General features: G+C 58.3%; 24 protein-coding genes. 12 read left to right on the forward strand and 12 right to left on the reverse strand.

Annotated elements, in window-relative coordinates:
- The 3 genes from H1Y61_RS00105 to H1Y61_RS00115 all read right to left on the reverse strand — a co-directional run bounded on the left by H1Y61_RS00105 (position 1) and on the right by H1Y61_RS00115 (position 6,858).
- On the reverse strand, positions 1-2,826 hold the full coding sequence (locus tag H1Y61_RS00105; protein ID WP_174109747.1) for a [protein-PII] uridylyltransferase: 2,826 nt from the start codon (positions 2,824-2,826) through the stop codon (positions 1-3).
- Between the two features lie 183 nt (positions 2,827-3,009).
- Complete coding sequence (gene mutS, locus H1Y61_RS00110; RefSeq protein WP_235680906.1) at positions 3,010-5,661, reverse strand: DNA mismatch repair protein MutS; 2,652 nt, start codon at positions 5,659-5,661, stop codon at positions 3,010-3,012.
- 222 nt (positions 5,662-5,883) lie between these two features.
- Positions 5,884-6,858 (reverse strand): LysR substrate-binding domain-containing protein, encoded by a 975-nt coding sequence (locus tag H1Y61_RS00115; RefSeq protein ID WP_180573360.1) that lies wholly within the window; start codon positions 6,856-6,858, stop codon positions 5,884-5,886.
- A gap of 262 nt (positions 6,859-7,120) precedes the next feature.
- Here H1Y61_RS00115 and H1Y61_RS00120 point away from each other — a divergent pair, with 262 nt between their 5' ends.
- Positions 7,121-7,279, forward strand: a complete 159-nt coding sequence (locus H1Y61_RS00120; RefSeq protein WP_174109745.1) for a hypothetical protein — start codon at positions 7,121-7,123, stop codon at positions 7,277-7,279.
- On the opposite strand, the gene olsB is transcribed toward H1Y61_RS00120, so the two are convergent.
- The 7 genes from olsB to H1Y61_RS00155 form a co-directional block, all read right to left on the reverse strand.
- Complete coding sequence (gene olsB, locus H1Y61_RS00125) at positions 7,276-8,151, reverse strand: l-ornithine N(alpha)-acyltransferase (protein ID WP_180573361.1); 876 nt, start codon at positions 8,149-8,151, stop codon at positions 7,276-7,278. The genes H1Y61_RS00120 and olsB overlap by 4 nt on opposite strands.
- A gap of 153 nt (positions 8,152-8,304) precedes the next feature.
- The gene (locus H1Y61_RS00130; protein ID WP_180573362.1) at positions 8,305-9,939 is read right to left on the reverse strand and encodes a hybrid sensor histidine kinase/response regulator; all 1,635 of its coding nucleotides are present in this window, start codon (positions 9,937-9,939) and stop codon (positions 8,305-8,307) included.
- 428 nt (positions 9,940-10,367) lie between these two features.
- Entirely contained in the window at positions 10,368-10,859 is a 492-nt protein-coding gene (lspA, locus tag H1Y61_RS00135) for a signal peptidase II (protein WP_070163752.1), read from the reverse strand.
- Positions 10,856-11,740: a TrmH family RNA methyltransferase gene (locus H1Y61_RS00140; protein WP_012654817.1), complete on the reverse strand. Its 885-nt coding sequence runs from the start codon at positions 11,738-11,740 to the stop codon at positions 10,856-10,858. The genes lspA and H1Y61_RS00140 overlap by 4 nt, the downstream gene beginning before the upstream one ends.
- Positions 11,737-12,795: a class I SAM-dependent methyltransferase gene (locus tag H1Y61_RS00145; protein ID WP_409363990.1), complete on the reverse strand. Its 1,059-nt coding sequence runs from the start codon at positions 12,793-12,795 to the stop codon at positions 11,737-11,739. Before H1Y61_RS00145 ends, H1Y61_RS00140 begins: the two co-directional genes overlap by 4 nt.
- A 463-nt stretch (positions 12,796-13,258) precedes the next feature.
- On the reverse strand, positions 13,259-13,606 hold the full coding sequence (locus H1Y61_RS00150) for a LapA family protein (RefSeq protein ID WP_041697404.1): 348 nt from the start codon (positions 13,604-13,606) through the stop codon (positions 13,259-13,261).
- Between the two features lie 237 nt (positions 13,607-13,843).
- A complete protein-coding gene (locus H1Y61_RS00155; protein ID WP_012654814.1) occupies positions 13,844-14,155 on the reverse strand; it encodes an integration host factor subunit beta in 312 nt (103 codons plus the stop codon).
- 468 nt (positions 14,156-14,623) lie between these two features.
- Between H1Y61_RS00155 and lptC the strand changes: the two genes are divergently transcribed.
- The 6 genes from lptC (at position 14,624) to ptsN (ending at position 19,919) form a co-directional block, all read left to right on the forward strand.
- Positions 14,624-15,289 (forward strand): LPS export ABC transporter periplasmic protein LptC, encoded by a 666-nt coding sequence (lptC, locus tag H1Y61_RS00160; RefSeq protein ID WP_156531321.1) that lies wholly within the window; start codon positions 14,624-14,626, stop codon positions 15,287-15,289.
- A 9-nt stretch (positions 15,290-15,298) separates the two neighbouring features.
- Positions 15,299-15,862, forward strand: a complete 564-nt coding sequence (locus H1Y61_RS00165) for an LptA/OstA family protein (protein ID WP_012654812.1) — start codon at positions 15,299-15,301, stop codon at positions 15,860-15,862.
- Between the two features lie 29 nt (positions 15,863-15,891).
- Complete coding sequence (lptB, locus tag H1Y61_RS00170; RefSeq protein ID WP_087727208.1) at positions 15,892-16,683, forward strand: LPS export ABC transporter ATP-binding protein; 792 nt, start codon at positions 15,892-15,894, stop codon at positions 16,681-16,683.
- A 208-nt stretch (positions 16,684-16,891) separates the two neighbouring features.
- Entirely contained in the window at positions 16,892-18,481 is a 1,590-nt protein-coding gene (gene rpoN / locus H1Y61_RS00175; protein WP_180573364.1) for an RNA polymerase factor sigma-54, read from the forward strand.
- Positions 18,482-18,815: 334 nt separating this feature from the next.
- Positions 18,816-19,382: a ribosome hibernation-promoting factor, HPF/YfiA family gene (gene hpf, locus H1Y61_RS00180; protein ID WP_012654809.1), complete on the forward strand. Its 567-nt coding sequence runs from the start codon at positions 18,816-18,818 to the stop codon at positions 19,380-19,382.
- 72 nt (positions 19,383-19,454) lie between these two features.
- Complete coding sequence (ptsN, locus tag H1Y61_RS00185) at positions 19,455-19,919, forward strand: PTS IIA-like nitrogen regulatory protein PtsN (protein ID WP_012654808.1); 465 nt, start codon at positions 19,455-19,457, stop codon at positions 19,917-19,919.
- Between the two features lie 76 nt (positions 19,920-19,995).
- Here ptsN and grpE read toward each other — a convergent pair whose 3' ends face one another.
- Both grpE and hrcA read right to left on the reverse strand, forming a co-directional pair.
- Complete coding sequence (gene grpE / locus H1Y61_RS00190; protein WP_180573365.1) at positions 19,996-20,622, reverse strand: nucleotide exchange factor GrpE; 627 nt, start codon at positions 20,620-20,622, stop codon at positions 19,996-19,998.
- A gap of 99 nt (positions 20,623-20,721) precedes the next feature.
- Positions 20,722-21,804, reverse strand: a complete 1,083-nt coding sequence (gene hrcA / locus H1Y61_RS00195) for a heat-inducible transcriptional repressor HrcA (protein WP_012654806.1) — start codon at positions 21,802-21,804, stop codon at positions 20,722-20,724.
- A gap of 286 nt (positions 21,805-22,090) precedes the next feature.
- Between hrcA and rph the strand changes: the two genes are divergently transcribed.
- Genes rph through H1Y61_RS00220 form a run of 5 tightly spaced genes read left to right on the forward strand, consistent with a single transcriptional unit; the run spans position 22,091 to position 25,863 of the window.
- Complete coding sequence (gene rph, locus H1Y61_RS00200) at positions 22,091-22,810, forward strand: ribonuclease PH (protein WP_060719646.1); 720 nt, start codon at positions 22,091-22,093, stop codon at positions 22,808-22,810.
- A 13-nt stretch (positions 22,811-22,823) separates the two neighbouring features.
- Complete coding sequence (locus H1Y61_RS00205) at positions 22,824-23,240, forward strand: VOC family protein (protein ID WP_180573366.1); 417 nt, start codon at positions 22,824-22,826, stop codon at positions 23,238-23,240.
- A 9-nt stretch (positions 23,241-23,249) separates the two neighbouring features.
- Positions 23,250-23,894, forward strand: coding sequence for an RdgB/HAM1 family non-canonical purine NTP pyrophosphatase (gene rdgB / locus H1Y61_RS00210; RefSeq protein WP_180573367.1), 645 nt, complete (start codon positions 23,250-23,252; stop codon positions 23,892-23,894).
- A gap of 6 nt (positions 23,895-23,900) precedes the next feature.
- Entirely contained in the window at positions 23,901-25,082 is a 1,182-nt protein-coding gene (hemW, locus tag H1Y61_RS00215; RefSeq protein ID WP_180573368.1) for a radical SAM family heme chaperone HemW, read from the forward strand.
- Positions 25,083-25,122: 40 nt separating this feature from the next.
- Positions 25,123-25,863: a class I SAM-dependent methyltransferase gene (locus H1Y61_RS00220; RefSeq protein WP_174109736.1), complete on the forward strand. Its 741-nt coding sequence runs from the start codon at positions 25,123-25,125 to the stop codon at positions 25,861-25,863.
- Positions 25,864-25,871 lie beyond the last annotated feature (8 nt).

Consider the following 25,871-nt stretch of genomic DNA (forward strand, 5'->3'; position numbering starts at 1 on the left):
TCAGACGCGGGCTTTCTTTTCAGCAGCCGGGGATTTCGTCGCGGCGGGCGCGATAATGCCCGATGGCATCTGCTCGCGCAATTCGTCGGGTTGCTCGCTCATCACCGCTTTCAGCCGAACCGAAATGGACCCCTGCCGGTTTTCATTGGTTATCTTCTGGCCGACCAGATCGATGACATAAAAGGTATCGATGACCTTTTCACCAAAGGTGGTGATACGGGCCGAGTGAATATCGAGCGACAGATCAGCCAGGACCGCCGTGACCTCGGCCAGCAGGCCGATGCGGTCGAGACATTCGACCTCGATCACCGTAAACTTATTGGAAAGACTGTTGGAAATCGTCACATGCGGCTTGACGGTGAAGGTCTTGTTGCGTTTGCGGCCCTTGGTGCGGGTGGCAATCACTTCCGGCAGGCGCTTCTTGCCCGCCAGCACGTCTTCGATCATCTTGCTGATTGTATTGGCCCGGCGCATCTCGTCCTCGTCAATGGGAAACTCCCTGTTGATGAGAATGGTATCGAGCGCCCGGCCATCGGAGGTGGTGAAAATCTGCGCATCGGCAATATTGGCACCCGCCGCCGCACAGGCACCGGCAATGATCGACAACAGGCGCGGATGGTCGGGGGCAAGCACCGTGATCTCGGTGATCGCGTGGAAGGAATGGGTGCGGACCATGGTTGCCAACGCCTGATCGGCCTTGTCAGCCTGGCGGATAAAATGCGCATGGCGCACCTGGTCTTCCAGCGGCACCGTCAGCAGATAGGGTTGGTAATGCAGCTTGGTATAGGTTTTCTGGTCCTTCTGGCTCCAGTCCGACAGGGCCTCAGCCAATTGCTCGGCGGCCTGTTTGGCACGCTCCTTGCGCGGGCTTTCGGAAAAACCGCCCGATAGCAGCAATTCGGTTTCATAATAGAGCGTGCGCAGCAACTGCCCTTTCCACCCGTTCCACACACCAGGACCGACGGCGCGGATATCGCAGACCGTCAGCACCAGAAGCATGCGCAACCGATCGAGCGACTGCACTTTCTCGGCGAAATCGGTAATGGTCTTGCGGTCGTGCAGATCGCGGGTCTGGGCGACCATCGACATCAGCAGATGCTGATCAATCAACCAGACCACCAATTCGGTCTGCTTGTCGTTCAAACCAAGACGCGGGCAGAGACGCCGGGCAACCTTGGCACCGGCAATCGAATGGTCTTCCTGACGGCCCTTGGCGATGTCATGCAGCAGCACCGCGACGAACAGCACAGTGCGTTCCTCTATATTCGGCATCAGCTTGACCACCAATGGATGGATCTCGGCATGCTGTCCCTGATCGACCTCGGCCAAGACGCCGACCGAGCGGATCAAATGCTCATCCACGGTATAATGATGATACATGTTGAACTGCATCATCGAAACGATCCGCCCGAAATCCGGGATAAACTTGCCCAGCACGCCCGCTTCGTTCATCCGGGTCAGCATCAGCGCCGGGTCGCGTTTGGAGGTCAGGATGGAGAGGAACAGCCGGTTGGCCTCCTCGTTGTCGCGGAAATCATGATCGATCAGCGGCAGGCAGCGGGTAATCGCCTTGAGCGCATCGGGATGGAATTCCAGTCCATGCAGATCGGCGACATGGAAAAACCGCATGATATTGATCGGATCACGCTTGAAAATATCCGGGCCGGACAGAGCGATCCGGCCCCTGTCCTCGATGAACTCAGGTGTGCCGGGAATGCGACGGGGCCGATGGGCAAAACGCCCAATGGCTGCGGTCAGTCCTGGAGCGGCCTTTGCCTGCTTATCCTCCAGGCTGGCACAAACGATCCGGGTCAGGTCGCCGACATTTTTGGCGACATGGAAATAATGCTTCATGAAACGCTCGACCTCCGACAGGCCGGGACGGGCATTATAGCCGAGATTGCGGGCAATTTCCGGCTGGAGATCGAAGGAGAGCCGCTCTTCCGGCTTGCCGGTGGCGAAATGCATATGGCAACGCACCGCCCAGAGAAAATCGTCGGATTTCTGAAACATCCGCCATTCCTGGCGCGACAGAACGCCCAGTTTGACCAGGTCGGCGGGGTCGGAAATCCGGTAATAATATTTGGCGATCCAGAACAGCGTGTGCAGATCACGCAACCCGCCCTTGCCTTCCTTCACATTCGGCTCGACCAGATACCGGGTATCGCCCGCCTTACGATGGCGTTCGTCGCGTTCGGCCAGTTTGGCGGCGATGAATTCAGGCGCGGTCTTTTCAACCACCTCCGCATCAAACCGTTTCTGCAACTCGCCAACCAGCAACGCTTCGCCGCAGATGTAACGGGTTTCGAGAATGGCGGTCCTGATGGTCATGTCGGTGCGCGACAGCCGGATGCATTCCTCAACGAGACGAGTGGCATGGCCGACCTTGAAACCCAGATCCCAGAGAATATAGAGCAGGAATTCCACCGCCTTGCGGGCATCCGCCCCAGCCTTGACTGACAGCAGGAACAGGAGATCGATGTCGGACCCGGGAGCCAGGGTGCTGCGTCCATAACCGCCGACGGCAGCCACGGCAAATTCATGCTGGGTGGTGGGGTAGACCGACTGGGTGACAATACGGTGCACCAGCGCGATCAGACTATCCTGGAGATTGGAAATCATCCCGGCGCATTCCAACCCGCTGCCATTGGCGATCAGATGGCGCAGGGCCGCCTCCCGGCCATCGATGCTTGCCTTTTTCAGCAAGGGGAGAATGGCGGCGCGCGTTTCCGGCACTTTGCCATTCTGGAGCACGATGGACATGCATTCCGCCTCCAATGCCTTGAAATCGGGGAGCGTTGCGTCTGATGGATCGTGCTTTGCCATAATCGTCCGGTTATCTGTTCCCTGCCGCTTGGAATGAGGCGGCTTTTGTCTGTAACGGGTTTAGCGTTTTTAAGGCGCTGCGGGCAACAGGATAGCCGATAATTCCTAAAATCCGTTGACTGAGCCAGAACCAGAAAGTCCAGAACCAAAAAGCAATGCGAGCCTGGATCAGGATTTGGCCGATCAGGATTTCGCCAGGGTGGTTTTCAGACCGTAAAGCGCATCCAGTGCTTGCCTTGGCGTCAAATCATCCAGATTGAGGCCTCGCAATGCCTCTTCCACCGCCGACACCTGCGCCCCTGCCCCCGTTTTGCTCTCCCGCCTCTGACTGACCTGGAACAGCGGCAGGTCATCGATCAACTGGCTGGCCGGATTTTTGCGGTCGGCATCTTCGAGCTGCGACAGCACGGCGCGGGCGCGCTCCACCACCATGCCCGGCAGCCCGGCCAATCGCGCCACCTGGATGCCGTAGGAGCGATCTGCGGCACCGGCCCCAACCTCATGCAGGAAAATCACCTCGCCGTGCCATTCCTTGACCTTCATGGTGACGTTCGACAGCCGGACAAGCTTTTCAGACAGCGCCGTCAACTCATGAAAATGCGTGGCAAACAGCGATCGGCAGCGATTGACCTCATGCAGATGCTCGACAGTCGCCCAGGCAATCGACAGGCCGTCGAATGTCGCCGTACCTCGACCGATCTCATCGAGAATGACCAGAGACCGCTCGCCCGCCTGATTGAGAATGGCCGCCGTCTCTACCATCTCGACCATGAAGGTCGATCGGCCCCGTGCCAGATCGTCGGAGGCGCCAACACGGGAAAACAGTCGATCGACAATGCCGATATGCGCCGATCCGGCGGGCACGAACGCCCCCATCTGGGCGAGAATGGCGATCAGCGCATTCTGGCGCAGAAAGGTGGATTTACCGCCCATGTTCGGACCGGTCAGCATCCAGATCGCCCCGTGCTTCTGATCGCCTACCGGTGAAAGATCGCAATTATTGGCAATGAACGGGCTGGCCGCCTGTTTGCGCAAGGCCTGCTCGACCACCGGATGACGCCCGGCGACAATGGAAAACATCCTGCTGTCATCAACCAGGGGGCGGCAATAGCCCTGTTCCTCAGCCAAGACCGCAAGGCCAGCCGCCACATCGATCACCGCGAGCGCGCGCGCTGCCTTCTTGATGGCCTCGGCCTCAATCACCACCGCCTGACGCATCCGCTCAAACGCCGCAAGCTCGATGTCCAGCGCCTGTCCCGCCGCATTGGCAATCCGGCTTTCGAGATCAGCCAGTTCGGTCGTGGTAAAGCGCATGGCATTGGCCATCGACTGGCGATGGATAAAGCGGGCCTTGGCCTCACCCTCGATCAGCGGCCCGGCATTGCCGGCGGTCACTTCGATGAAATAGCCCAGCACATTGTTATGCTTGATCTTCAGCGACTTGACGCCGGTTTCCTCGGCATATTGCAATTGCAGCCCGGCGATCACCCGGCGCGACTGGTCACGCAGCGCCCGCACCTCGTCCAGCCCCTCATCGGCGCCCTCTCTCAAAAACCCGCCATCGCGCTTCAACAATGGCAGATCTTCCGCCAGTTGCGAGGCCAGCAGATTTTCGAGCGACGGCGACAGCATTTCGAGATCAGTGAGCGCCGAGGCAAGCTCATCCGGCAGGACAGCCCCACGCAGCAACCCAGCCACATCGCCTGATGTGGACAACCCATACCGGATCGCCGCCAGATCTCTTGGCCCGCCCCGGTCCAGCGCCAGCCGCGACAGGGCACGCGGCATATCCGGGGCGCGTTTCAAAAGGTCGCGCAGCCGTTCACACAGAAAACCGTCCGTCAACAGATAGGCAACCGCATCCTGCCGCTGCGCAATCGCCACAACCTCCGTCAAGGGCGACATCAGCCGCTCGGCCATCAGCCGCGCGCCGCCCCCGGTTACGGTTCGGTCAATAGTATTAAGCAGGGAACCCTGTTTCTGGCCGGAAAGGGTCTTCACCAATTCCAGATTGGCGCGGGTGGCCGCGTCAATAAACAGCGTCGAGGACGAGGATTGCCGCTCAGGCAACCCAAGCGGCGGACGCTCGGACATCTGGGTTTTTTCCACATAGGCAATCGCCGCCGAAGCCGCAGCCATTTCCGGCCGCGAAAACCCACCGAAACCATCGAGCGTCTTGACGTTGAAATAGCGCGTGATGCGCCCCTCCGCCGAAGCGCTATCGAACAGCACCGATGGCTGCGGCACGACCACGCGGCCAAGCACATCGAAGGCCGGCTTCAGGTCCGGGTCCTGCATCAGCGTTTCGGCGACGATCACTTCACGCGGATCGATGCGGAAAATATCGGCCAGCAGACGGGTGGGATTGGTTTCGGCCAGACGGAAGACGCCAGTGGAAATATCGATCCAGGCCAGCGCCAGTTCATCGCCGCTGCCGCGCACCCGTGCCAGCGCCATCAGATAATTGGTCTCCGACGGTGACAGCAGCTTTTCTTCCGTCAGCGTTCCGGGCGTGACCAGACGTACCACGTCACGCTTGACCACGGATTTGGAGCCGCGCTTCTTTGCCTCAGCCGGGTCTTCCACCTGTTCGCAAACGGCGACACGGAAGCCGAGCGTGATCAGCTTTTGCAGATAATCGTCAGAGGCATGCACAGGAACGCCGCACATCGGAATGTCCTGGCCCAGATGCTGACCGCGCTTGGTCAGGGTGATGCCGAGCGCCCGCGACGCCTCGACGGCATCCTCGAAAAACAGCTCATAGAAATCACCCATCCGGTAAAACAGCAGTGAACCGGGATTGTTCGCCTTGATTTCAATATACTGTTCCATCATCGGGGTTGCCGTTGCACGGCTTTCTTGCGACGTCAGGGCGGCGGTGTTGAGCACATCCGGTTCGGCAGCTTTGTCGATGATCACAGGTTCACGCTTTGCAAAATTGAGGTATCGGGACACGGGGGTCGTCCAGACGACATCTAACGATGTTCAAGCGACAATGACAACCGATGCGGCGGCAAGCCACCCGCCTGCCCACAAAAAGCTGCGGTCGCACAAAGATCAACCGCACTCGCCTTTCAGAAATGGGCCTTTCAGAAATGGGCCGTCCAGAAAAGAGCCGCCTAGAAAAGGAATTGCCTTGGCAAGGCGGGCCATATCCTCCTGAAGCTCACCGCGCAGCCAACGCTTGAAGGCATCGACCTTGTCATTGCGGCGCGCGCCTTCTGGGCTGACGAAATAATGGGCAAGCCCTGTCGGCACTGCCGGCCCGAAGGGGGCCACCAACTGCCCCTGCTGTAATTGCTGCGAAGCAATGGTCTGCCAGGCCAGCAAGACACCTTGGCCGGCCAGTGCAGCATCCAGACACAGAGAGGCTTCGCTAAACACATGCCGTGTACAGACCGATCGCCCGGGAAGTCCGGCAGCGGCCAGCCATACATCCCAACTGAACATCGCCCGGCCATCTTCCACAATCGGCAAGTCCAGGAGATCGGCTGGTGATTGCAGGCGCTTTGCCATGGCAGGTGTGCAGACCGGAAAAACCTTCTGTTCCAGCAGTAACTCGGCCCGTACACCGGGCCAGTCACCACGCCCGACCCGAATACACAGATCGACATCGGAGCTTGATGGATCGATTAATCGGTCGCTTGCCTCCATTCTGAGATGGATCGTCGGAAACCGCTTTGAAAACGCACCAATGCGATGCACCAACCAGCGTGCAGCAAAGACCGGTGCCACCGAAATCGTCAAAACCGTATCATCGCTCTTCAGCGCAAGTGCCACTGCCCCCGACAAATGCCGAAAGCCCGCACTCAAACGGTCAAGCACCGGCTCAGCCACATCTGTCGGCACCATGCCGCGGCTGGTTCGCTCGAATAATTGCAACTGCAACTGCTGCTCAGCCTTGATGACTTGCTGGCTGATGGCACCGATCGAAACACCAAGTTCGCTGGCAGCCGCTTGCAGGGAGCCTAGCCGCCCGACAGCCTCCACGGCCCGCAATCCATTGAGATGCACCAGATTGAGTTTGCTCATCCAGGAAATCTATAGGCACAGCCCAAAAATCTCAATTGCCGATAGCAGAGAACTCTCTAGCCTTTGAAGGCCTGATACAGCACGGCAAAGGATGTAACCATGAAGATTATCTGGAGGTTTTTCTCAAGGTCAGGATCTTCGGATACCCGCAATTACGCGGTGAGCAAAGATCCACTTCTGCATCCAGATTTGGTGGGTCTATCGCAACGGCAATTGGCCGATCTCGTTATCCCGCCCGAGCAACCAATGGAAATGCCAAACGATGAAGCGCTGGCAAAAACTACAGCGTCCTGCGTTTCAGCAAAAAGACACCTTCGACAGAGATCGCCAGATTCAACCTGAACCGGACAGTTCCCAGCTTTCTTTACTGAAGGCGATCTTTTCGAGAAAGCCGGGCTTCGGCTTTCCTGATATAGCCTAGCTCGCAAACCGCCCGGCATCCGCACCATAATAATTCACGTAGCGATCGGAAATGCTGGTGATCGGCAGAACGATCAGCACATCGGTGGTGTTGAAGGCATGATCGACCACAGCACCGGTGCCGATCATGGCGCCGAGACGCAGGTAACCCTTGACCAGCGGCGGCATGGCGGACAGTGCCTTGCGGGCATTGACGATTTCGGATGGCATCAGGTCCATGGGGCAGAACAGTTCCGGGCGGGCGCGAACCGCCCATTCGCCGCGGGCTTCGGCATTCTGCGCCAGAAAGGACAGAGCCAGCGCATGCTGTTCCGGCTGCACGCCTGGAAAAGAGGCGCAGCCGATCATGGCGCTCATATTGTGGCGCAGCGCATAGGCCCAGTTTCCCTGCCAGAGCAATTCTACCGTCCGCTTGGTGCGATAATTCGGCAGGACACAGGAACGGCCAAGCTCCATGAAGCGTTTGTCGGGATGGCGGGCGATCAGATCGTCCAGAGCAAATTCCGAGGCGGAATAAAAACCGAAATTGGCCAGCGCAACTTCATGGCGCAGCAGCCGATAGGTGCCGACGATCTGATCTTCCGGATCACCCTCGATAGCGTGGTCCAGCACCAGAAGATGATCGCAGATTTCATCGAACGCATCGATATCGCGCTTCTGCCGCATGGCATCGGGCGGCAGCATGGCATTCATCTCTTCGACGAACACCCGGTAGCGCACCGCCTGGGCCGCATCGATTTCACGTGCGGTGCGGGCGAGCCTGGTTTCCAGCGTACCGATCCGGCCCAGTACATCGCCAGCAGGGCCGGACACTGCACCGGAGGAACGCTCCGTTTCAGGTGTGACTGCACGATCAAGGAGTTCGACTGTCATGGCGGTTCATCCGGCTCTGTTCAAACAAGACCTGTTAAACACGGATATGCGACAAGATGTTGACACAGGATACGCTGATTGCGATTTTTACGGCGGTTTTTCCCGTAAAATCAATGGATACTCCAAGATAATAATAGGAAATTTTCTCGGAATCTAGCCGTACAGTCTTGTACGATGTGTTTTCATCAGCGAGGCAATTTCATTCAGCAGGCGCTCGGGATTGACAGGCTTTTGCAAGACAAGATCCGCGCCGCTGGTCAGCGCCTCGGCCCGGGCGGCATCCCTGAGATCGCCGGTCAAGACCAGGATGGGGCAACGCGGGCGGCGTTTCAATTGTTCGATCATCCGCACATAGCGCAGAACTGAGCTACCATCGCCGCCGGGCATGCCGAGATCGGTAATGATCAGGTCCAGTTTTACCGCCTCTTCCAAAGCCACTTCACGCCGCAGGGCATCGAAATCATTGACCACGCCAACCATATGACCAGCTTTCTGCAACACGGCCCGCAACAGGGTTGCATTGACGAAATCGTCCTCTCCGACCAGAACATTCAGCACGTCCGGGACCTGTTTGCCCGGCTCCATGCCATCTCCCGACAGCAAGACATCTGCATGGGAGACATCGGCATCCTGTACATCGACATGGGCCGCATCCACACCACTCATTAGCCCCCGCAGCACATCGCTCAAGGTTTGCTCACGCAGCGGACGGATCAGCCAGGCATCGAAACCGGTCAGCGGCCGTACCGGGCGCTCTTCCGGATTGACCAGATAGATGCGCCGAATTTTTCCCAGACCGGACAGCCGTCTGGCGAGATTGGCATCGTAATCGGAAATGCAGCGATGATCGACGATCAGATCCGTCAGCGTCGCATCCTGCCTCTCGACCTGATCCAAAAGGTCAAGCGCCTCTTCGGTTTTCTTTGCCCAGTGGCAAAACCCGCCAAGCGTGCGAATGGTCATGGACGCGCCTTCAGCCGCCGGACCGTCGGGCGCCAGCAGCAGAACGCTGGACCCTGACAGCAGCGACTGCCGCTGGGCAACGGTTCGATCCTGCGCAATCGCCTTGGTTGGCAAGCGGATCTCGAAAGACGTTCCCCGTCCGCGCACGGTTTCAATAATCGACAGAGAACCGCCAAGCGCCATCATCAACCGCTGGGAAATGAACAGGCCGAGGCCCGTGCCGCCACTGCGCTGCACCGGGTCTCCGCCTTGCGAAAACTCGACGAACAGCCGAGTGCGCTCCTCCTCCGTCATGCCAGGACCAGTATCTCGGACCCGCACCACCAATTCGTCGCCAATGCAGTTGGCCGAAACCAGCACACCACCTTCGACGGTGAATTTCACCGCATTGCCGATCACATTGAACAACACCTGCCGCAGCCGAGCGACATCGATATCGACTTCCTCGGGAACCCCGGACTGTGTCGTTGCGGCGATCTCGATACCCTTGGCATGAGCGCGTGGCGACAACATTTCGACCACGCCTTCGATCAGACGCCTCGGCGACACACATTGATTGTGAAGTTCGAAATGACCCGTTTCAAGCGTCGTATAATCAAGAAGGTCAGCAATCAATTGCTGCAGGGATTCGCCCGCTTGCACGATGCCGGACAGGTAATTGCGCTGCTCTGGCGACAGATCGGTCCGGCCCAGCAGATGACTCATGCCGAGAATGCCGTTCAGCGGTGTGCGCATTTCATGACTGACAGTGGCAAGCAGACGGGTGCGCACCAGTTCCGCACTCGCGATGGATGGGAGGACAGGGCTCTGCGTCTTCGATAGCATCTGCGCCTACTCCGGCAGCTGTCCGGCAAAGCCTTTCGGAAGAGGAGGATGAAACCCACCTTAGTTTCGGTGTTTTTTCCATCGTCCGGTATCCGGCGCGCCCACCAAGATCACGACATTTATCTGGCAACACCACCAGCATCCTGCACAAGACGTCAGGTACGCTATGGTGCTTCAAATCCGCTGCATAACTCTCTCATTAAACCAAAGCCGATTTGATGAATTATGCAGTAGCAAAGCCCCGTCAATGTTTTGTTACGACCGGCACACCACGTTCAATCTCGGTAAACCGACCCTCAATGCTGCGTGAAAAAACCGCTTGGGGCGAGCGGCTCACAGCATGAAGCAATTCTGTTCCATGCCATGCTACACCTTTTGGGGAAAATTTCCATCACTAGTTCGACGTGGTCGAGCGGGAAATTTCGCCCCTACCCTTTTGAGCGGCGCAGAACCAGCAGTTCTTCCAGCAGAATGAAGCCCGCCCCTATGGTAATCAGGCTGTCAGCCAGGTTGAAGACCGCAAACGACCATGTCTCGGTATGAAACAAGATATAGTCCACCACATAGCCATAGGTGAATCGGTCGATGATATTACCGAAAGCGCCGGCAATGATCAGGCAATAGCCCAGATGCGCAAACTGGTGATCGCGACTGGTCTGGCGCCAGAGCCAGGCGACAAACGCGACGATGGCAAGCCGCATGACGACGATGACCCAGGCATCGAGATGCGAAAGCATGGAAAAGGCCACGCCGAGATTGTGGGTGCGAAACAGGCCGAGCATCGGCACAACGGGTACGAGTTCATGCATGGGCAAGCTGACCTCGACCGCATATTTGATCGCCTGGTCCAGGATCAGCAGCGCCAGGATGAACAGAATTGCCGGAACCGGGCGACAAAACAAGGCAGCAGAACGGGTCATTTGGCCTCGTCGAGGGTGAGAAGATGGCGCCGGGCTTCAAACAGCATGACGCCGGTTGCCACAGCCAGATTAAGGGAGTCGGCCAATCCGGCCTGGGGGATGCGCGCCAACATATCGGCCCGGCTGGCCAATTCCTCCGGCAGGCCGGATTGCTCGTTGCCCATCAGCACCACGACCGGGCGGCGCTTGTAATCCACAGTACGGTAATCCACCGCGCCAGCCAGATGGGTGGCGACGACGCTGACACCAGCCTTGGTCTTCCAGCCGAGAAAATCGGCAACGGTGGTCTTGACCAGCGGCAGTGCGAAAATCGACCCCATCGTGGCGCGCACCGTCTCCATGGCAAAAGGATCGGTGCTGTCACCAATCAGCATGACGCCAGAGGCACCTGCCGCATCGGCGGTGCGGATAATCGTGCCGAGATTGCCGGGATCGCGGACCCGGTCGAGCGCCACCCAGGTTTCCCCCTCCGTCAGGCTGACATCCTTCAGCGCCTTCCAGCGCTGGTCGAACACGCCCGCCACCATTTGCGGATTGTCCTTGCGGGTAATGGAGGCCATGACCTTTTCACTGACCTCCAGCACCATGCCGCCATGGGCAACGGTGCGCGCCGCGATCCGTTCCACCTGCGGCTTGCCCTTGGCAGCCTTTGAATAGATCAGGTAGCGCAGGCTCCAGCCGAGCTCCACCGCATCGATCACCAGCTTCAGGCCTTCGGCCAGAAACGTCCGCGTCTCGTCACGGGTCTTTTTCTGGGAAAGCGCCTTGATATCCTTGACGATCGGATTGGCGAGGCTGGTGACTTCCTTCACCTGCCCGACCTTGCCCCCTGCCCCCTTATCGGCGAAGCTGGAGGCACCGTCCTTGAAACCATTACTCATTTTGGAACCCATCTGCTGAACAGCGATGTGGACAAGGCCCGCCCAGGTGTCTTGCCATCCAGCCCTGCTTCGCGCAGGACCAGTTCACCGGACTCGACCAGACCGCCCTTGCCGCGCATGGTCTCGCGCATCAATTCATGGATAGCGTAGAAACTGGCGCGGATTGAATAGGCCGTCAGCACCAGGCCTTCGGCCTTCGGCGACAGGATTTCCCGGCACAGCGACAGCATCAGCGGCAAATGCTCGAACAGATGCCAGACCTCGCCATTCGGACCTCGGCCAAATTTTGGCGGGTCGGTGAGGATGATGTCATACTGGCTGCCGCGCCGCTCTTCCCGCTGGATAAACTTCATGGCATCGTCGCAGATCCAGCGGATCGGAGCGCGGTCGAGGCGGCTGAGCGTCTGGTTTTCCCGCGCCCAACCGATTGCCTTCTTCGATGCATCCACATGGGTGACTTCGGCACCCGCCGCCGCCGCAACCAGTGAAGCCACGCCGGTATAGCCGAAAAGATTGAGCACTCTCAATGGCCGCTCTGCGTTCGCGATCTTTGCTTTCTCAACCCGGTCTTTCATCCAGGTCCAATGGGCGATCTGCTCGGGAAAGACGCCGACATGGCGAAAGGACGTGAAGCGCCCGAGAAAATCGACGCCCAGCAGCGATAATGGCCAGGTTTCGCCGAGCGCCTCGCGGGGAAAGCGCCAGCGGCCCATGCCATCCTCGTCGGTATCACCGGAAAACACCGCATCGGCCTTTTCCCAGACATGCGGAGCAAGGCCCGGCGGCCAGAGAGCCTGTGCTTCGGGACGCACGATCCGATAGGGGCCGTATTGTTCGAGTTTCAGACCATGACCACTGTCGATCAGGTGAAAATCGCCAGCCCCCATCGATTCCAGAATGAGCGGCAGGTTCTCGCGGGGCATCGGGCCTGGGCGAAGCGCCAATGGCGCATTGGCGGGTGTTGCCGAATCCTGCACAGGATCTTTTTCCATGCGGGGCGATGGTGCGGAAACCCTTGCCGTTTCCCTAGCATCCGTTCCCGGCTGATTGCGCACCGGCTTTTGCCCGGTGCCACGATAAGGGCTTCCCCCATTGCGATCGGGCTGAGACTTGGCTGGGACAGATGCGACGGGGCGAGAGGAGGAACGCCCCTTGCCGGCGGACGCCGTGCCGGGAGCACTCTTGCTGGGTGGTCGGCGGGATTTGTCTTTCACAATCGGCTCGGCTTTCCGATGACAGCGCCCTGAACCCAAGACGAGCTTACAATTGCACGCCCGGTTCTATGGTAACGCTTCATAACGACGGCATGGTCTCCTGGCCGTCTCCGGTTCAGGCGTGGTATTGGCTATAGTCATAATTCCTCACATCGGGTCCGATCTAAGGAATTATGCGGTAGGTTGCCCGCGCAAATTATGCTCGACATCGAAAACATAAATCCTGCGTGGCCAAGGCAGCGGGCCTTTATCATTCAAACGCCGCGGAGAAAAGGGTAGCGAGCAGCTTAACTTCCAGCAGCCGTCAAGGCGATGGCAACTGGCTCACGTGACCGGATGCCGCGATCTGCTCGGCTCGCTTCTTCTGCTGATCGGCCTCGCCACGCCATTTTACCGCAGCACGTGCCTCATGCCGGGCGCGCTTGCGGTGCTTGCCCTGGGTCAGCCAGGTGGCAAAACTGCCTGCCAAGGCGCCAAGCAAAAAAGTGATCAGCAGGAAGACAAAGAAGGGCGCACCTGCCGACAGCATCTGATCATCAGGGCGGAATGGATTGAGCGCCAGCGTTACCCATTGCCGATTGGCGACACACAGCACGATCAGCACGACTGCCAACGGCACCAGAATGACGATATTGAAAATCTTTTTGACCACCATCACGCATCTCCTGCCGGATCTTGCCGCAGCCGGGTTTTAATGTTGCCGATTACTGTCATCACGACAAAAAACCGACAAGCCTGCAACTCACAGTCCAACGGCCTCTTCACCACGAATTGCGTCATCATATGGAAAGGGGCCGGGCTCATGCAAGGCCGACCCGGATAATTCACCCGATATCATTTGCAGGGTCACGACACGCCGGAATGCAACGCCGAACGACTGAAGATCCGATCAGTCGGCGTCGCCGTCATCCTCGTCATCCATGCCGGGATTGAGGCGCTCGCGCAACTCTTTGCCGGTCTTGAAAAACGGCACCCATTTTTCCTCGACGAAAACCGTATCCCCCGTGCGGGGATTGCGTCCGGTCCGCGACGGGCGGTTTTTCACCGAAAAAGCGCCGAAGCCCCGCAATTCGACACGATTGCCGGACGCGAGCGCATCGGTGATTTCATCCAGAACGGCGTTGACGATGTTTTCCACGTCGCGGTGATAAAGATGCGGATTGCGGGCCGCAACGATTTGCACCAGCTCGGATTTGATCACGTTAACCCCCTGTTCGGTCTAGACAGTTCACTGAAAATCAGTTCGCGGGCCCCAGCCCGCCGTAAAAGCGGCAGAGCAATGACCGCCAGCTTGTTCGGGGTGTAAAACACCATAAAAAATTGGATTAATCAATCGCTTAAGCCCACATGTCGCTGACGATTTCATATCCACGGTCCAATGCGAGTCAATTCGGATTGTAAAATCGACAAATACAACCGAAAAATAACCTGTCATCATAGCGTCCAGCATGTACGAGACAGAGAGTGGCACGCAGTCTGCTGCGGGTCGAGCATTGACAAAAGACGAGGGATAGCACCGCTCCCCCACAAAAAGCCGCAGGCGGAAAGCTTGTAACAGACTTGAAAAAATCCATATTTCCAGCCAGTAACTGTCTTGAATGGTAGCTGGAAGCGGTTCACCCGGAAGACGGGTGACAAAATAACCGATCGGCTCTACGGATTATCGAGCATGCTCAAGCGTTTAGATAAAGGTGCCCTAGAGCCGCGCCCACCTGCCCCCGATACCTCCTATCGCAAGGCGGTCGGTCACTCGCATCGCGTCAGGCGGCTGCGCATCGCCTTGCCGGCCTTGGCGGTCGTCCTCTCGCTTGGCTTTGTTGCTGTCTCCGTCGTCAGGGCTTACCTGCCCGACAACATCAAGATCGAGGGCGCCAAGATCGAGGATGGCAAGGTCGTCATGGCCAAGCCAGCCATCTCCGGACGCAATTCAAACGGCGCGCCCTATTCAATGAATGCCGTGCGGGCGCTTCAAGATATCAAAAACCCCAACCTCATCACGCTGGAAACGATTACAGCGACCATGCCGGTCAATGATGACACCTCCGCCGACATCAAGGCACAAAGAGGCACCTATGACCGCTCTTCCGACAAGATGGTGCTGGATAGACCCTTCACGATCCATCTCTCCAGCGGGGTGGACGCAGAGTTTCAATCCGCCGATCTTGACGTGAAAGCGGGAAAGCTTAAGACAAATCAACCGGTCTCCATCAAGACGAAAGAGTCATCAATCGTTGCACAGTCGATGGATATGACCGATAAGGGACAGACAATCACGCTGACGGGCGCGGTCCGATTGAATATCGCACCGACCGCCCTGCAGAAACCGGGCAACTGAGAACAGATCATGACGCACAGCCACCGTCGCCTTTCCTTCCGCGTTGCTTGCGCCACGCTGACCGCAGGCCTTGTCGCGACCGCAGCCGCAACCGGCGCGTTTGCCCAGTCCGCTACCAGCAACATGAACAGTCTGAAACTGTCCGGCGACAAGCCGATCCAGATCGAAAGCGATGCATTGGAAGTGCATCAGCAAGAGAACAAAGCCAATTTCAACGGCAATGTGAAGGTGGTTCAGGGCACCACCACGATGCGTTCCGGCACGATGGTGGTGAAATACAAGGGCCAGGGCGCGGCTGTGACCAGCGGCGACGCCAAGATCGACACGATCGATGTGGCCGATAACGTCATTCTCAATACCGAAACCCAGCAGGCCACGGCCGACAAGGGCCATTTCGACATGAACACCCAGATCTTTACGCTGGATGGCGACAAGGTCGTGCTGTCGGAAGGCGGCAATGTGTTCGTCGGCTGCAAGCTCACCGTCCATATGACGACGGGCGAAGCCAAGCTCGATAGCTGTGGCAAGCGCGTGCAAATCCAGCTGGATCCCAAGTCCAAGCAGAAACCCTGATTGCGAACGCAGACGTGAAAGTTCCCGGTTTGACATCCAAGCAACAGGACGCGAATGCCGCCGCGCCATCAGACGCAGCACGCGAGAAGAACAGGTACGAAGGTACGCTGATCGCCCATGGGCTGACGAAAACCTATAATACCCGCCGCGTGGTCAATGGGGCTTCGCTCGTCGTGCGCAGGGGGGAGGCTGTCGGCCTTCTCGGACCGAATGGCGCTGGCAAGACCACCTGTTTCTACATGATCACCGGCCTCGTGCCGGTAGATATGGGCACGATCGCCATCAACGGCAATGACGTGACCTCAATGCCGATGTATCGCCGCTCGCGGCTGGGCGTCGGCTATCTGCCGCAGGAAGCCTCGATTTTCCGGGGCCTGTCGGTCGAAGACAATATCCGCGCCGTTCTGGAACTGCACGAGAGCGACAAGACCAAGCGCGAGCAGAAACTGAACGAGCTTCTCGCCGAATTCAATATCGAGAAACTGCGCAAGGCCGCAGCCGTCTCCTTGTCGGGCGGCGAACGGCGGCGCCTGGAAATCGCCCGGGCGCTGGCAACCGACCCGACCTTCATGCTTCTGGATGAGCCTTTCGCGGGCGTCGACCCGATTTCCGTGTCTGATATCCAGAACCTCGTGCGGCATCTGACGGCACGCGGGATCGGCGTGCTGATCACCGATCATAACGTTCGAGAAACGCTCGGACTGATCGACCGTGCCTATATCATCCACGCCGGTGAAGTGCTGACGCACGGGCGGGCCGACGACATCGTCAACAATCCCGATGTACGACGCCTCTATCTTGGCGAGAAATTCAGCCTCTAATACGCGCAATTCGATGGGGTGCCGTATTGAAAACGCCATCTGTGCCGCAAAGAGCCTCGCGTTTTCAGGTTATTTGCGTCGGAAGCCCCTCTGCGGCTTGACCAAACCTTATAAAAAAGCAATTTTTGGGCCACTTGGAACTTCGGAAAATCCAAAACAGGAACAAAAGGGGTCCGAGAGGGAATAGTAGGGGAGTTTTTCGTCCGCCATGGCCCTATCAGCCAATCTTTTCCTTCGCCAAAACCAGTCGCTGGTGATGACGCCGCAGCTGATGCAATCGATTCAGCTGCTCCAAATGACCCATTTCGAGCTTGTGCAATTCATTGCGCAAGAGGTCGAGAAGAATCCACTGCTTGAATTTGCGCCAAATGACGAAGGAACAGGCAGCAGCGAACCAGGCACGGATAGCGAAGCCCCGCCAGCACCAGCCCCCTCCGATACATTGCAGAGTGACTGGTATGAACATGGTGGCGATGGCGATCTGAACGAGCGGCTGGACGCCAATTTCGGCACAGCCTTTTCCGATGATGGCGCCAACCCGAAGACCGACGCACCCGAAATGCTCGGCCAGTGGAAGTCTATGCCCGGCGCCCAGGGAGATGGCGAGGGCTATGACCTGGACGATTTCGTGGCTGGCAAGGTCTCGCTGCGCGACCATCTCGGCCAGCAATTGCCTTTTGTGCTCTCGTCCGCATCGGATCGGATGATTGCGCTGGCCCTGATCGACCAGCTGGACGAGGCCGGATATCTGCGCGCCGACCTGGATGAGGTCGCCATCCAGATGGGGGCGTCCCGAGACGATATGGAACGGATTCTGGCAGCTCTTCAGACCATGGAGCCCGCTGGTCTGTTTGCGCGCAATCTTGGCGAATGCCTGGCTATTCAATTGCGCCAGCGCGACCGGCTGGACCCGGCCATGGCAGCCCTGATCGGCAATCTGGATTATCTGGCCAAGCGTGATTTTGCGAGCCTGAAGCGGTTATGCGGCGTGGATGAGGAAGACCTGCTCGACATGCTGGCCGAAATCCGCAAGCTCAATCCTAAGCCCGGCGCTGGTTTCGAAACCGATGCACTGGAAACAGTCGTACCCGATATTCTGGTGGCGCCCTCGCTTGAGGGGGGCTGGCTGGTGGAATTGAACGCGGAAACCCTACCGCGCGTGCTGGTCAACAATGCCTATTTCACCGAGATCCGCCGCAGCAGCTTGCGAGAAGGCGCCATGAAGACTGCCAATAGCCAAAACGGCAATGGCAAGACCGGGCAAAGCAAGGCCGAGGGCGAGCAGGCCTTTTTGACGGATTGCCTGCAAACCGCCAATTGGCTGACCCGCAGCCTCGATCAGCGCGCCAAAACCATCATGAAAGTGGCAACCGAAATCATTCGCCAGCAGGACGCCTTTCTGCGCCATGGGGTCGATCATCTGCGTCCGCTGAACCTGAAGACGGTGGCCGACGCCATCAAAATGCACGAGTCCACCGTCAGCCGCGTCACATCCAACAAATATATGCTGACACCACGTGGGCTGTTCGAGCTGAAATATTTCTTCAGCGTCTCCATCGGCTCGGCAGAAGGCGGCGACAGCCATTCAGCTGAGGCGGTTCGTCATCGTATCCGCATGTTGATTGCTCAAGAAAGCCCTGAGAATATCCTCTCAGACGACGATATTGTCGAAAGCCTGAAAAACGGCGGCGTCGAGCTTGCCCGCCGCACGGTTGCCAAATATCGCGAAGCAATGAACATCGCCTCCTCCGTCCAGAGGCGCCGGGAAAAGCGCGCCCTGGCGCGGAACCCGGGCTGAGATCAGCTCTTTGCAATAATCCTTAACAAAACATTGACATTGGCGCCCGCGCCAATTAGAGGATACCGCCAAAACACGGGAACGATTTTGGGATAGTGACATGTACAAAATCAGAGACTTAGTCTTATCCTGCGCAATTTTTTCACCCCAGTCCGCCCTTGACATGCGGGTTGTTCCAGGCCTGAACGGACAGACGCTCCGCTTTGGCCCGGCCCGATAGGATAAATTGCCCCGGCATATGGCCGAGCTTTTATCTTGGACTATGGAAACGCTTGGATGCGCCCCGCGCTTGGCGTAAACTCCCCCTGCAAATCACGATAAGAAGGGAAACTCCATGAGTGTACGCGTAACCGGCAAACATATGGAAATCGGCGAATCTTTCCGGCAACGGATAGAAGTCCAGATCACTGACGCCGTAAGCAAATACTTTGACGGAGGGTATTCCAGTCAGGTCACGGTGACAAAATCAGCCTCGCGGTTTTCTGCGGACTGCGCCCTGCACCTCGATACCGGTATAAACCTGCATGCAACCGGCACTGCCGTCGATCCGCAAGTCGCCTTCGACACCGCCGCAGAGCGGATCGAAAAGCGCCTGCGGCGCTACAAGCGCAAGCTGAAGGATCACCATATCCCAACCAACAACTTCGAAATCAGCTACACGGTCATGGACCCGGTTTCTGAAGAAGATGAGGATGTGCCGGAGGATTTTGCCCCGACCATCGTGGCCGAAAGCACCAAGAAGGTCAAAACCATGTCTGTCGCCACCGCCGTCATGGCCCTGGACATGACGGACGAGCCGATTGTTCTGTTCCGCAGCCCTGGCAAGGATGAGCTGAACATTGTCTATCGCCGCAATGACGGTAATATTGGCTGGATCGATTCCGCCGCAATCAAGGGCTGACACGCCCTCGGAAAGCGGTGGCCGACCACCGCTTTCCCCTTCATGTGTCGGCGGGTATAAGGATTTTTCGAAATGGCCTTGGCAGATTTGCTACAGCAAGATGCGATATTGCCCGTCCTCAGGGTCAATTCCAAGAAACAACTTCTCCAGGAACTGGCTGCCAAAGCCTCAAAACTGATCGGTATTCCCGAACGGGAAATCTTCGACGTCATCCTGCAACGTGAAAAGCTCGGCTCCACCGGCGTCGGCAATGGCATTGCCATTCCCCATGGCAAGCTGACGAGCATTTCCACCATTCAAGGTGTCTTCGCCCGCCTGGAAACGCCAATCGATTTTGAAGCGCTGGACGAGCAGCCCGTCGATCTGGTCTTCCTGCTGCTGGCGCCCGAAGGCGCTGGAGCCGATCACCTCAAGGCCTTGTCGCGCATTGCCCGCGTGCTTCGCGATCAGGACTTGGTCGCCAAGTTGCGCGCCAGCGACAGCGCCACGGCCATCTATACCTTCCTCAACCAGGACCAGGCATCGAACGCAGCCTGACCGCTTTATTTCCCAACACAAAAAGCGCCGCGCATCACTGCGCAGCGCTTTTTCTTTTCCAGCAAAAGAGAGAGGATCAGGCCTTGCTCTCGGCATCGGCAGATTGAGCCGCTTCCGCCTTGGGGCCACCCTTGGCAACGCCAACCATAGCCGGACGCAGCACCCGGTCGCCAATCGTGTAGCCGGGCTGCACAACCTGCACGACCGTATTGTTGGGAACTTGCGGATTGGGGATTTCGAACATCGCCTGATGGAAATTCGGATCGAATTTCTGGCCTTCCGGCTCGATCTTGCGGACACCATGGCGCTCGAGCGTCGATAGCATCGCCCGTTCGGTCATCTCGACGCCTTCTATCAACGCCGTCAGGCCGGCTTGCGCCTCTTCCTTGGCTTCATCAGGGACAGCGTCGATGGCGCGGCGCAGATTGTCGGACACGGCCAGCATGTCACGGGCAAAAGCGGTTACCGCATAGGACTTGGCATCCTTGACATCGCGCTCGGTGCGGCGGCGCAGATTGTCCATTTCAGCCGCCAGACGCAGGAAGCGATCACGCAACTCTGCATTTTCAGCCTGCAGGGCTGCTGTCGGGTCATTATCCTGCCCGGCATCCTCAGCAGTCGAATTGGTCTCTTCCTGTCCCTGGGGTTCAATCTGCGCGTCTGCGGCAGCGTCAGGTCCGTTTTTGGCTGTTTCGTCGGTCATGACGTTCTCCGAAATACTGTTTCTCGTCCGGCCCCGATATCAGGGTTCGGCGGCAAAAAATCAAGGGTCGAGTGATGATCTCATGTGGTGTTGCCAAGGTCAGTGGCCGCTGCGGGTCATCTTGGCCATCACCTGGGCGGTATAATCCACCATCGGCACGATACGGGAATAGTTGAGCCGGGTCGGACCGATCACGCCGACGGCCCCGACAATCCGGTCGTCGCCGTCGCGGTAGGGCGCAACGATCAGCGATGACCCGGAGAGCGAAAACAGCTTGTTCTCCGAACCAATGAAAATTCTGACACCCGGCCCGCTTTCGGCCAGGTTGAGGATCTCGATCAGGCTTTCCTTGCGCTCCAGATCATCAAACAGCAGCCGCAGCCGGTCCACATCCTCGACGCCCGCCAGACCTTCCAGCAGATTGGCGCGGCCACGCACGATCAACCGGGTCGGTTTGTCGCCCTCGCCGCCGGACCAGACCGCCAGCCCACGCTGTACGAGATCCTGCGACAAGACATCCAGCTCACTGGCCACCTGATCCTTCAACTGGACCAGTTGGCCGCGCACTTCATGCAGCGTCTGGCCGGACAGATGCGCATTGAGGAAATTGGCAGCCTCGGTGAGTTGCGACGCGGTTATACCCGCCGGGAGTTCGATGATCCGGTTTTCGACCTGGTTAAACTCACCGACCAGCACTGCCAGCGCCTTGGTCGGCTCCAGCCGGATGAATTCGACGTGCTTCAGCACCGGATCGGATTTCGCCGCCACCACCAGGCCCGCACCACGCGACAGGCCAGACAGCATACGGCTGGCCTCGTTATAGAGCGTTTCCATCGGCTGGTCTTCCGAGGAGCGCATCTGGCGCTCGATCGAGCCGCGATCTTGCTCCGACAAGCGACCGACCTGCATGAAAGCATCGACAAAAAAACGCAATCCCGTCTGGGTTGGCAAACGCCCAGCACTGATATGGGGGGAATAGATCAGGCCCAGCTCTTCCAGGTCGCTCATCACATTGCGCACTGAGGCGGGCGACAGCGACATTGGCAAAATACGCGACAGATTGCGCGAGCCAAGCGGTTCACCGGATTCCAGATAGGTCTCGACGATGCGGCGAAAGATCTCCCTGGATCGCTCATCCAGTGCCATTGACACATCGCCTGCGGTAATTGGGTTTTTCCCCATTTCGCTCATGTTTGCTGCTGCACCTATCCTTAATATAGCTGCTGATTGACCAATCACAACGGCTTTTGGTGAGGAAGCGCCGGTTTGAGCACCCCATACCGGCTTTTCCTTTGCAAAACCGTCAAACCACTCGTAGAAGGCAGCCAGGACGCCAAGCAGGACTGGAAATGTCCCGGACAGATTCCGGGCCAGATCTGCCCAGAACGGCCCAGACGGGCATTGAAACGAAAATAAGCGGACAGAGGTTGGTGTGCCAACCAGTGACTGCTCGACCGAGGAGACGGAAATGCGACCTTCAGGCAGAAAAACCGACCAGATGCGCAAGATATCGTTCGAGCGCAATTTTTCCAAACATGCCGAAGGCTCCTGTCTCGTCAAGTTTGGCGATACCCATGTCCTGTGCACGGCAAGCCTCGAAGATCGCACTCCCCCGTGGCTGCGCAATACCGGCAAGGGCTGGGTAACGGCGGAATACGGAATGCTGCCGCGCGCCACCGGCGAGCGGATGAAGCGTGAAGCATCCTCCGGCAAGCAGAGCGGCCGCACCCAGGAGATCCAGCGGCTGATTGGTCGTTCACTGCGCGCCGTGGTCGATCTGGAAGCCCTAGGCGAACGGCAGATCTCTCTTGACTGCGACGTGATCCAGGCCGATGGCGGCACCCGCACCGCCTCGATTACCGGCGCATGGATTGCCTTGCACGATTGCCTGAAATGGATGGAATCGCGCAACATCATCAAGGTGGACCGGGTGCTGAAGGATCATGTCGCGGCGATTTCCTGCGGTATTTTCGCCGCCCAGCCGGTGATTGACCTGGATTACCTCGAAGACTCTGCCGCCGAAACCGATGCCAATTTCGTCATGACCGGCACAGGCGGCATTGTCGAGATCCAGGGCACCGCCGAAGGCAAGCCGTTCAGCCAGGAGGAATTCCTGACCCTGCTCGGCCTTGCCCAGACCGGCATTGCCGAATTGGTGGACCTGCAAAAACAGGCGATTGCCGGATAAAGAGAGCATCACCATGACCACAGGCATTGAAGGCATTCTGGAAACTTCGCTGTATGTCGATGATCTCGACGCAGCAGAGCACTTCTATGCCGAACTGCTCGGCCTTGAGGTGATCATCAGCCAGCCGGGGCGTCATGTGTTCCTGCGCTGTGGGCCGGGGGTTCTGCTGCTGTTTAATGCAGCCGAAACCGTCAAGCCCGCAGAGCCCGACGCTCTGCCGGTACCAGCCCATGGTGCCGTCGGGCCAGGTCATGCCTGCTTTCGGATGGACGGTGCGGCAATGGATGGCATGGCGTCACGGCTGTTGAGCCATGGTGTCGCCATCGAGGCGGATTTTCTCTGGCCGAATGGTGCGCGTTCAATATATTTCCGCGATCCAGCGGGCAATAGTCTGGAATGCGCCGAAGCCCGGCTTTGGCAGATTGAATAGGATTGGATGATGCGCAAACTCGACACCAGAACCATTGTCGTCGCCAGCCACAATGCCGGCAAGATTGCTGAAATTGCCGACCTGATCGGCCCCTTCGGCTTTGCTGCCAAATCGGCCAAGGAACTCGGCTTCATCGAGCCGGACGAAACCGGCACGACATTCGAAGAAAACGCTGCCATCAAGGCGCTGGCTTCGGCGAAAGCCTCCGGCCTACCGGCATTGTCGGACGATTCCGGCCTGGTCGTTGATGCGCTGGATGGTGCGCCGGGCGTCTATACCGCCAATTGGGCCGAGCGCGAGGATGGCAGCCGCGATTTTGCTATGGCCATGGAAAAGGTCGAGCACGCCTTGCAGGAAAAAGGCGCGGTGACACATGAGAGCCGGACGGCGCGTTTCGTCAGCGTGCTCTGCCTGGGCTGGCCCGATGGCCATACCGAGTTTTTCCGGGGTGAAGTGGAAGGTGTGGTCGCCTGGCCGCCGCGTGGCACATCCGGCTTCGGATACGATCCGGTCTTCCAGCCAGACGGATTTTCGACCACGTTCGGCGAAATGACCTCGGAAGAAAAACACGGATGGAAGCCGGGCGACGCGCAAGCGCTGTCGCACCGGGCGCGCGCTTTCAAGCTTTTCGTCGAAACCTGCCTGAACGCCTGAGGATTTATGGCCGAGCCAACGTCGCTTCTCCTTCCAGACACCGGCGAACCGGGCTTTGGCATCTATATTCACTGGCCGTTCTGCGCGGCCAAATGCCCCTATTGTGACTTCAACAGCCATGTTCGTCACCAGAAGATCGACCAGCCGCGTTTCACGCAAGCCTTCCTGAAGGAAATGGAGACAATGCGGGCCATGAGCGGCCCCAAGACCGTCACCAGCATTTTTCTTGGCGGCGGCACGCCTTCGCTGATGGACCCGACCACAGTCGGCGCCATCCTGGACGGAGTAGCCCGGTACTGGACCATGCCACGCGGCATCGAAATCACCATGGAAGCCAATCCGACCAGCGTCGAAGCGGAACGGTTTCGCGGCTATCGGTCGGCAGGCGTCAACCGCGTGTCGCTTGGCGTGCAGGCGCTCAACGATGCCGATCTGAAATTTCTGGGCCGGATGCATTCGGTCGAGGATGCACTGAAAGCCGTCCGTCTGGCCCGCGAGATTTTCCCGCGCATGTCCTTCGATCTGATCTATGCCCGCCCCAATCAGACGATTGCCGATTGGGATGCCGAGCTGAAGCTGGCGATTTCCTATGCGGTTGACCATCTGTCGCTCTATCAGCTGACCATCGAGGAAGGCACGCCATTCTTCGGCCTGCACAAGGCCGGCAAGATCATTACCCCGGATGAGGAACATGCGGCCCAGCTCTACGAGGCAACGCAGGAAATCACCGAGCGCGAAGGCCTGCCCGCCTATGAGGTTTCCAACCATGCGCGGCTCGGTGCCGAGAGCCGTCACAACCTGACCTATTGGCGCTATGGCGATTATGCCGGCATTGGCCCTGGCGCCCACGGACGGCTGACACGGGGCCATGATAAACTGGCCACAGCCACGGAAAAACACCCGGAAACCTGGCTTTCAGCGGTCGAACAGACCGGCCACGGCATGGTCATCCAGGATGCGCTGGGTTCCGAAGAGCAGGCCGACGAATTGCTGCTAATGGGTCTCAGGCTACGCGAAGGCGTCGATCTCGCCCGCTGGCAGCAATTGTCCAACCGCGATCCGGACCCGGTCCGCGAACAATTTTTACTGGAACACGGATTTATCGAACGTCTCGGCAATTCCCGGCTGCGCTGCACACCAAAAGGCATGCTGGTTCTGGATGCCGTCGTGGCGGATCTCGCCTGCTGAGGGACCATAACCAGCCGCAAGGATAAAGGGAGAAGCATCAATGCCCGTAGATGATGCCTTTGCGTTGCACGACATGGCCATTTTGTATGACAGCTTCAACATTCATGGCGAAGACGGGGATTTTTACGAGACTTATCCAAAAACGCCCTGCCGAATTCTCGATATCGGCTGCGGTACAGGCTCGGTGACGCTCCGGCTGGCAAAACGCGGCCATCAAGTGACAGGGATCGATCCCGCGCCGGGCATGTTGTCTGTGGCTAAAGCCAAGGACCAAGAGGGGTTGGTGCGCTGGATTGCCACTAATGCCTTCGATCTCAATCTCGAGCGAGAGCAATTCGACCTGATCATCATGACCGGCCATGTCTTTCAGGTCTTTCTCAATGATGAAGAAACCCTCCTGGCGCTCACCAATGCCTGCCTCCATCTCGCGCCCGGCGGACAGATGATCATCGAAAGCCGTAATCCTCTGGTGCGCGCCTGGGAAGGATGGACCGAAGCCAAAACCCGGAATGTGGCCCAGGTGCCTGGTATCGGTCCGGTCGAGGTTTTCTATCAGGTAGACAGGATCGAAGGGGAGCACGTCACCTTTGACGCGACCTTCACGCTGCTGGAGACCGGTGAACAGTGGATCAGTCGCAGTTGCCTGCGTTTCCCTGGTCGCGACAAGATCGAAAAGCTGTTCAAGGCAGCCGGGTTTAAGACCATCGACATGCTCGGCTGGTGGGATCGCCGCAGCTTTGAGCCGACCAGCCCGGAAATCATTGCGATCGCGAGCGCCTGAGGCGAGAC

The sequence above is a fragment of the Agrobacterium vitis genome, from assembly GCF_013426735.1.
Taxonomy (GTDB): domain Bacteria; phylum Pseudomonadota; class Alphaproteobacteria; order Rhizobiales; family Rhizobiaceae; genus Allorhizobium; species Allorhizobium vitis_D.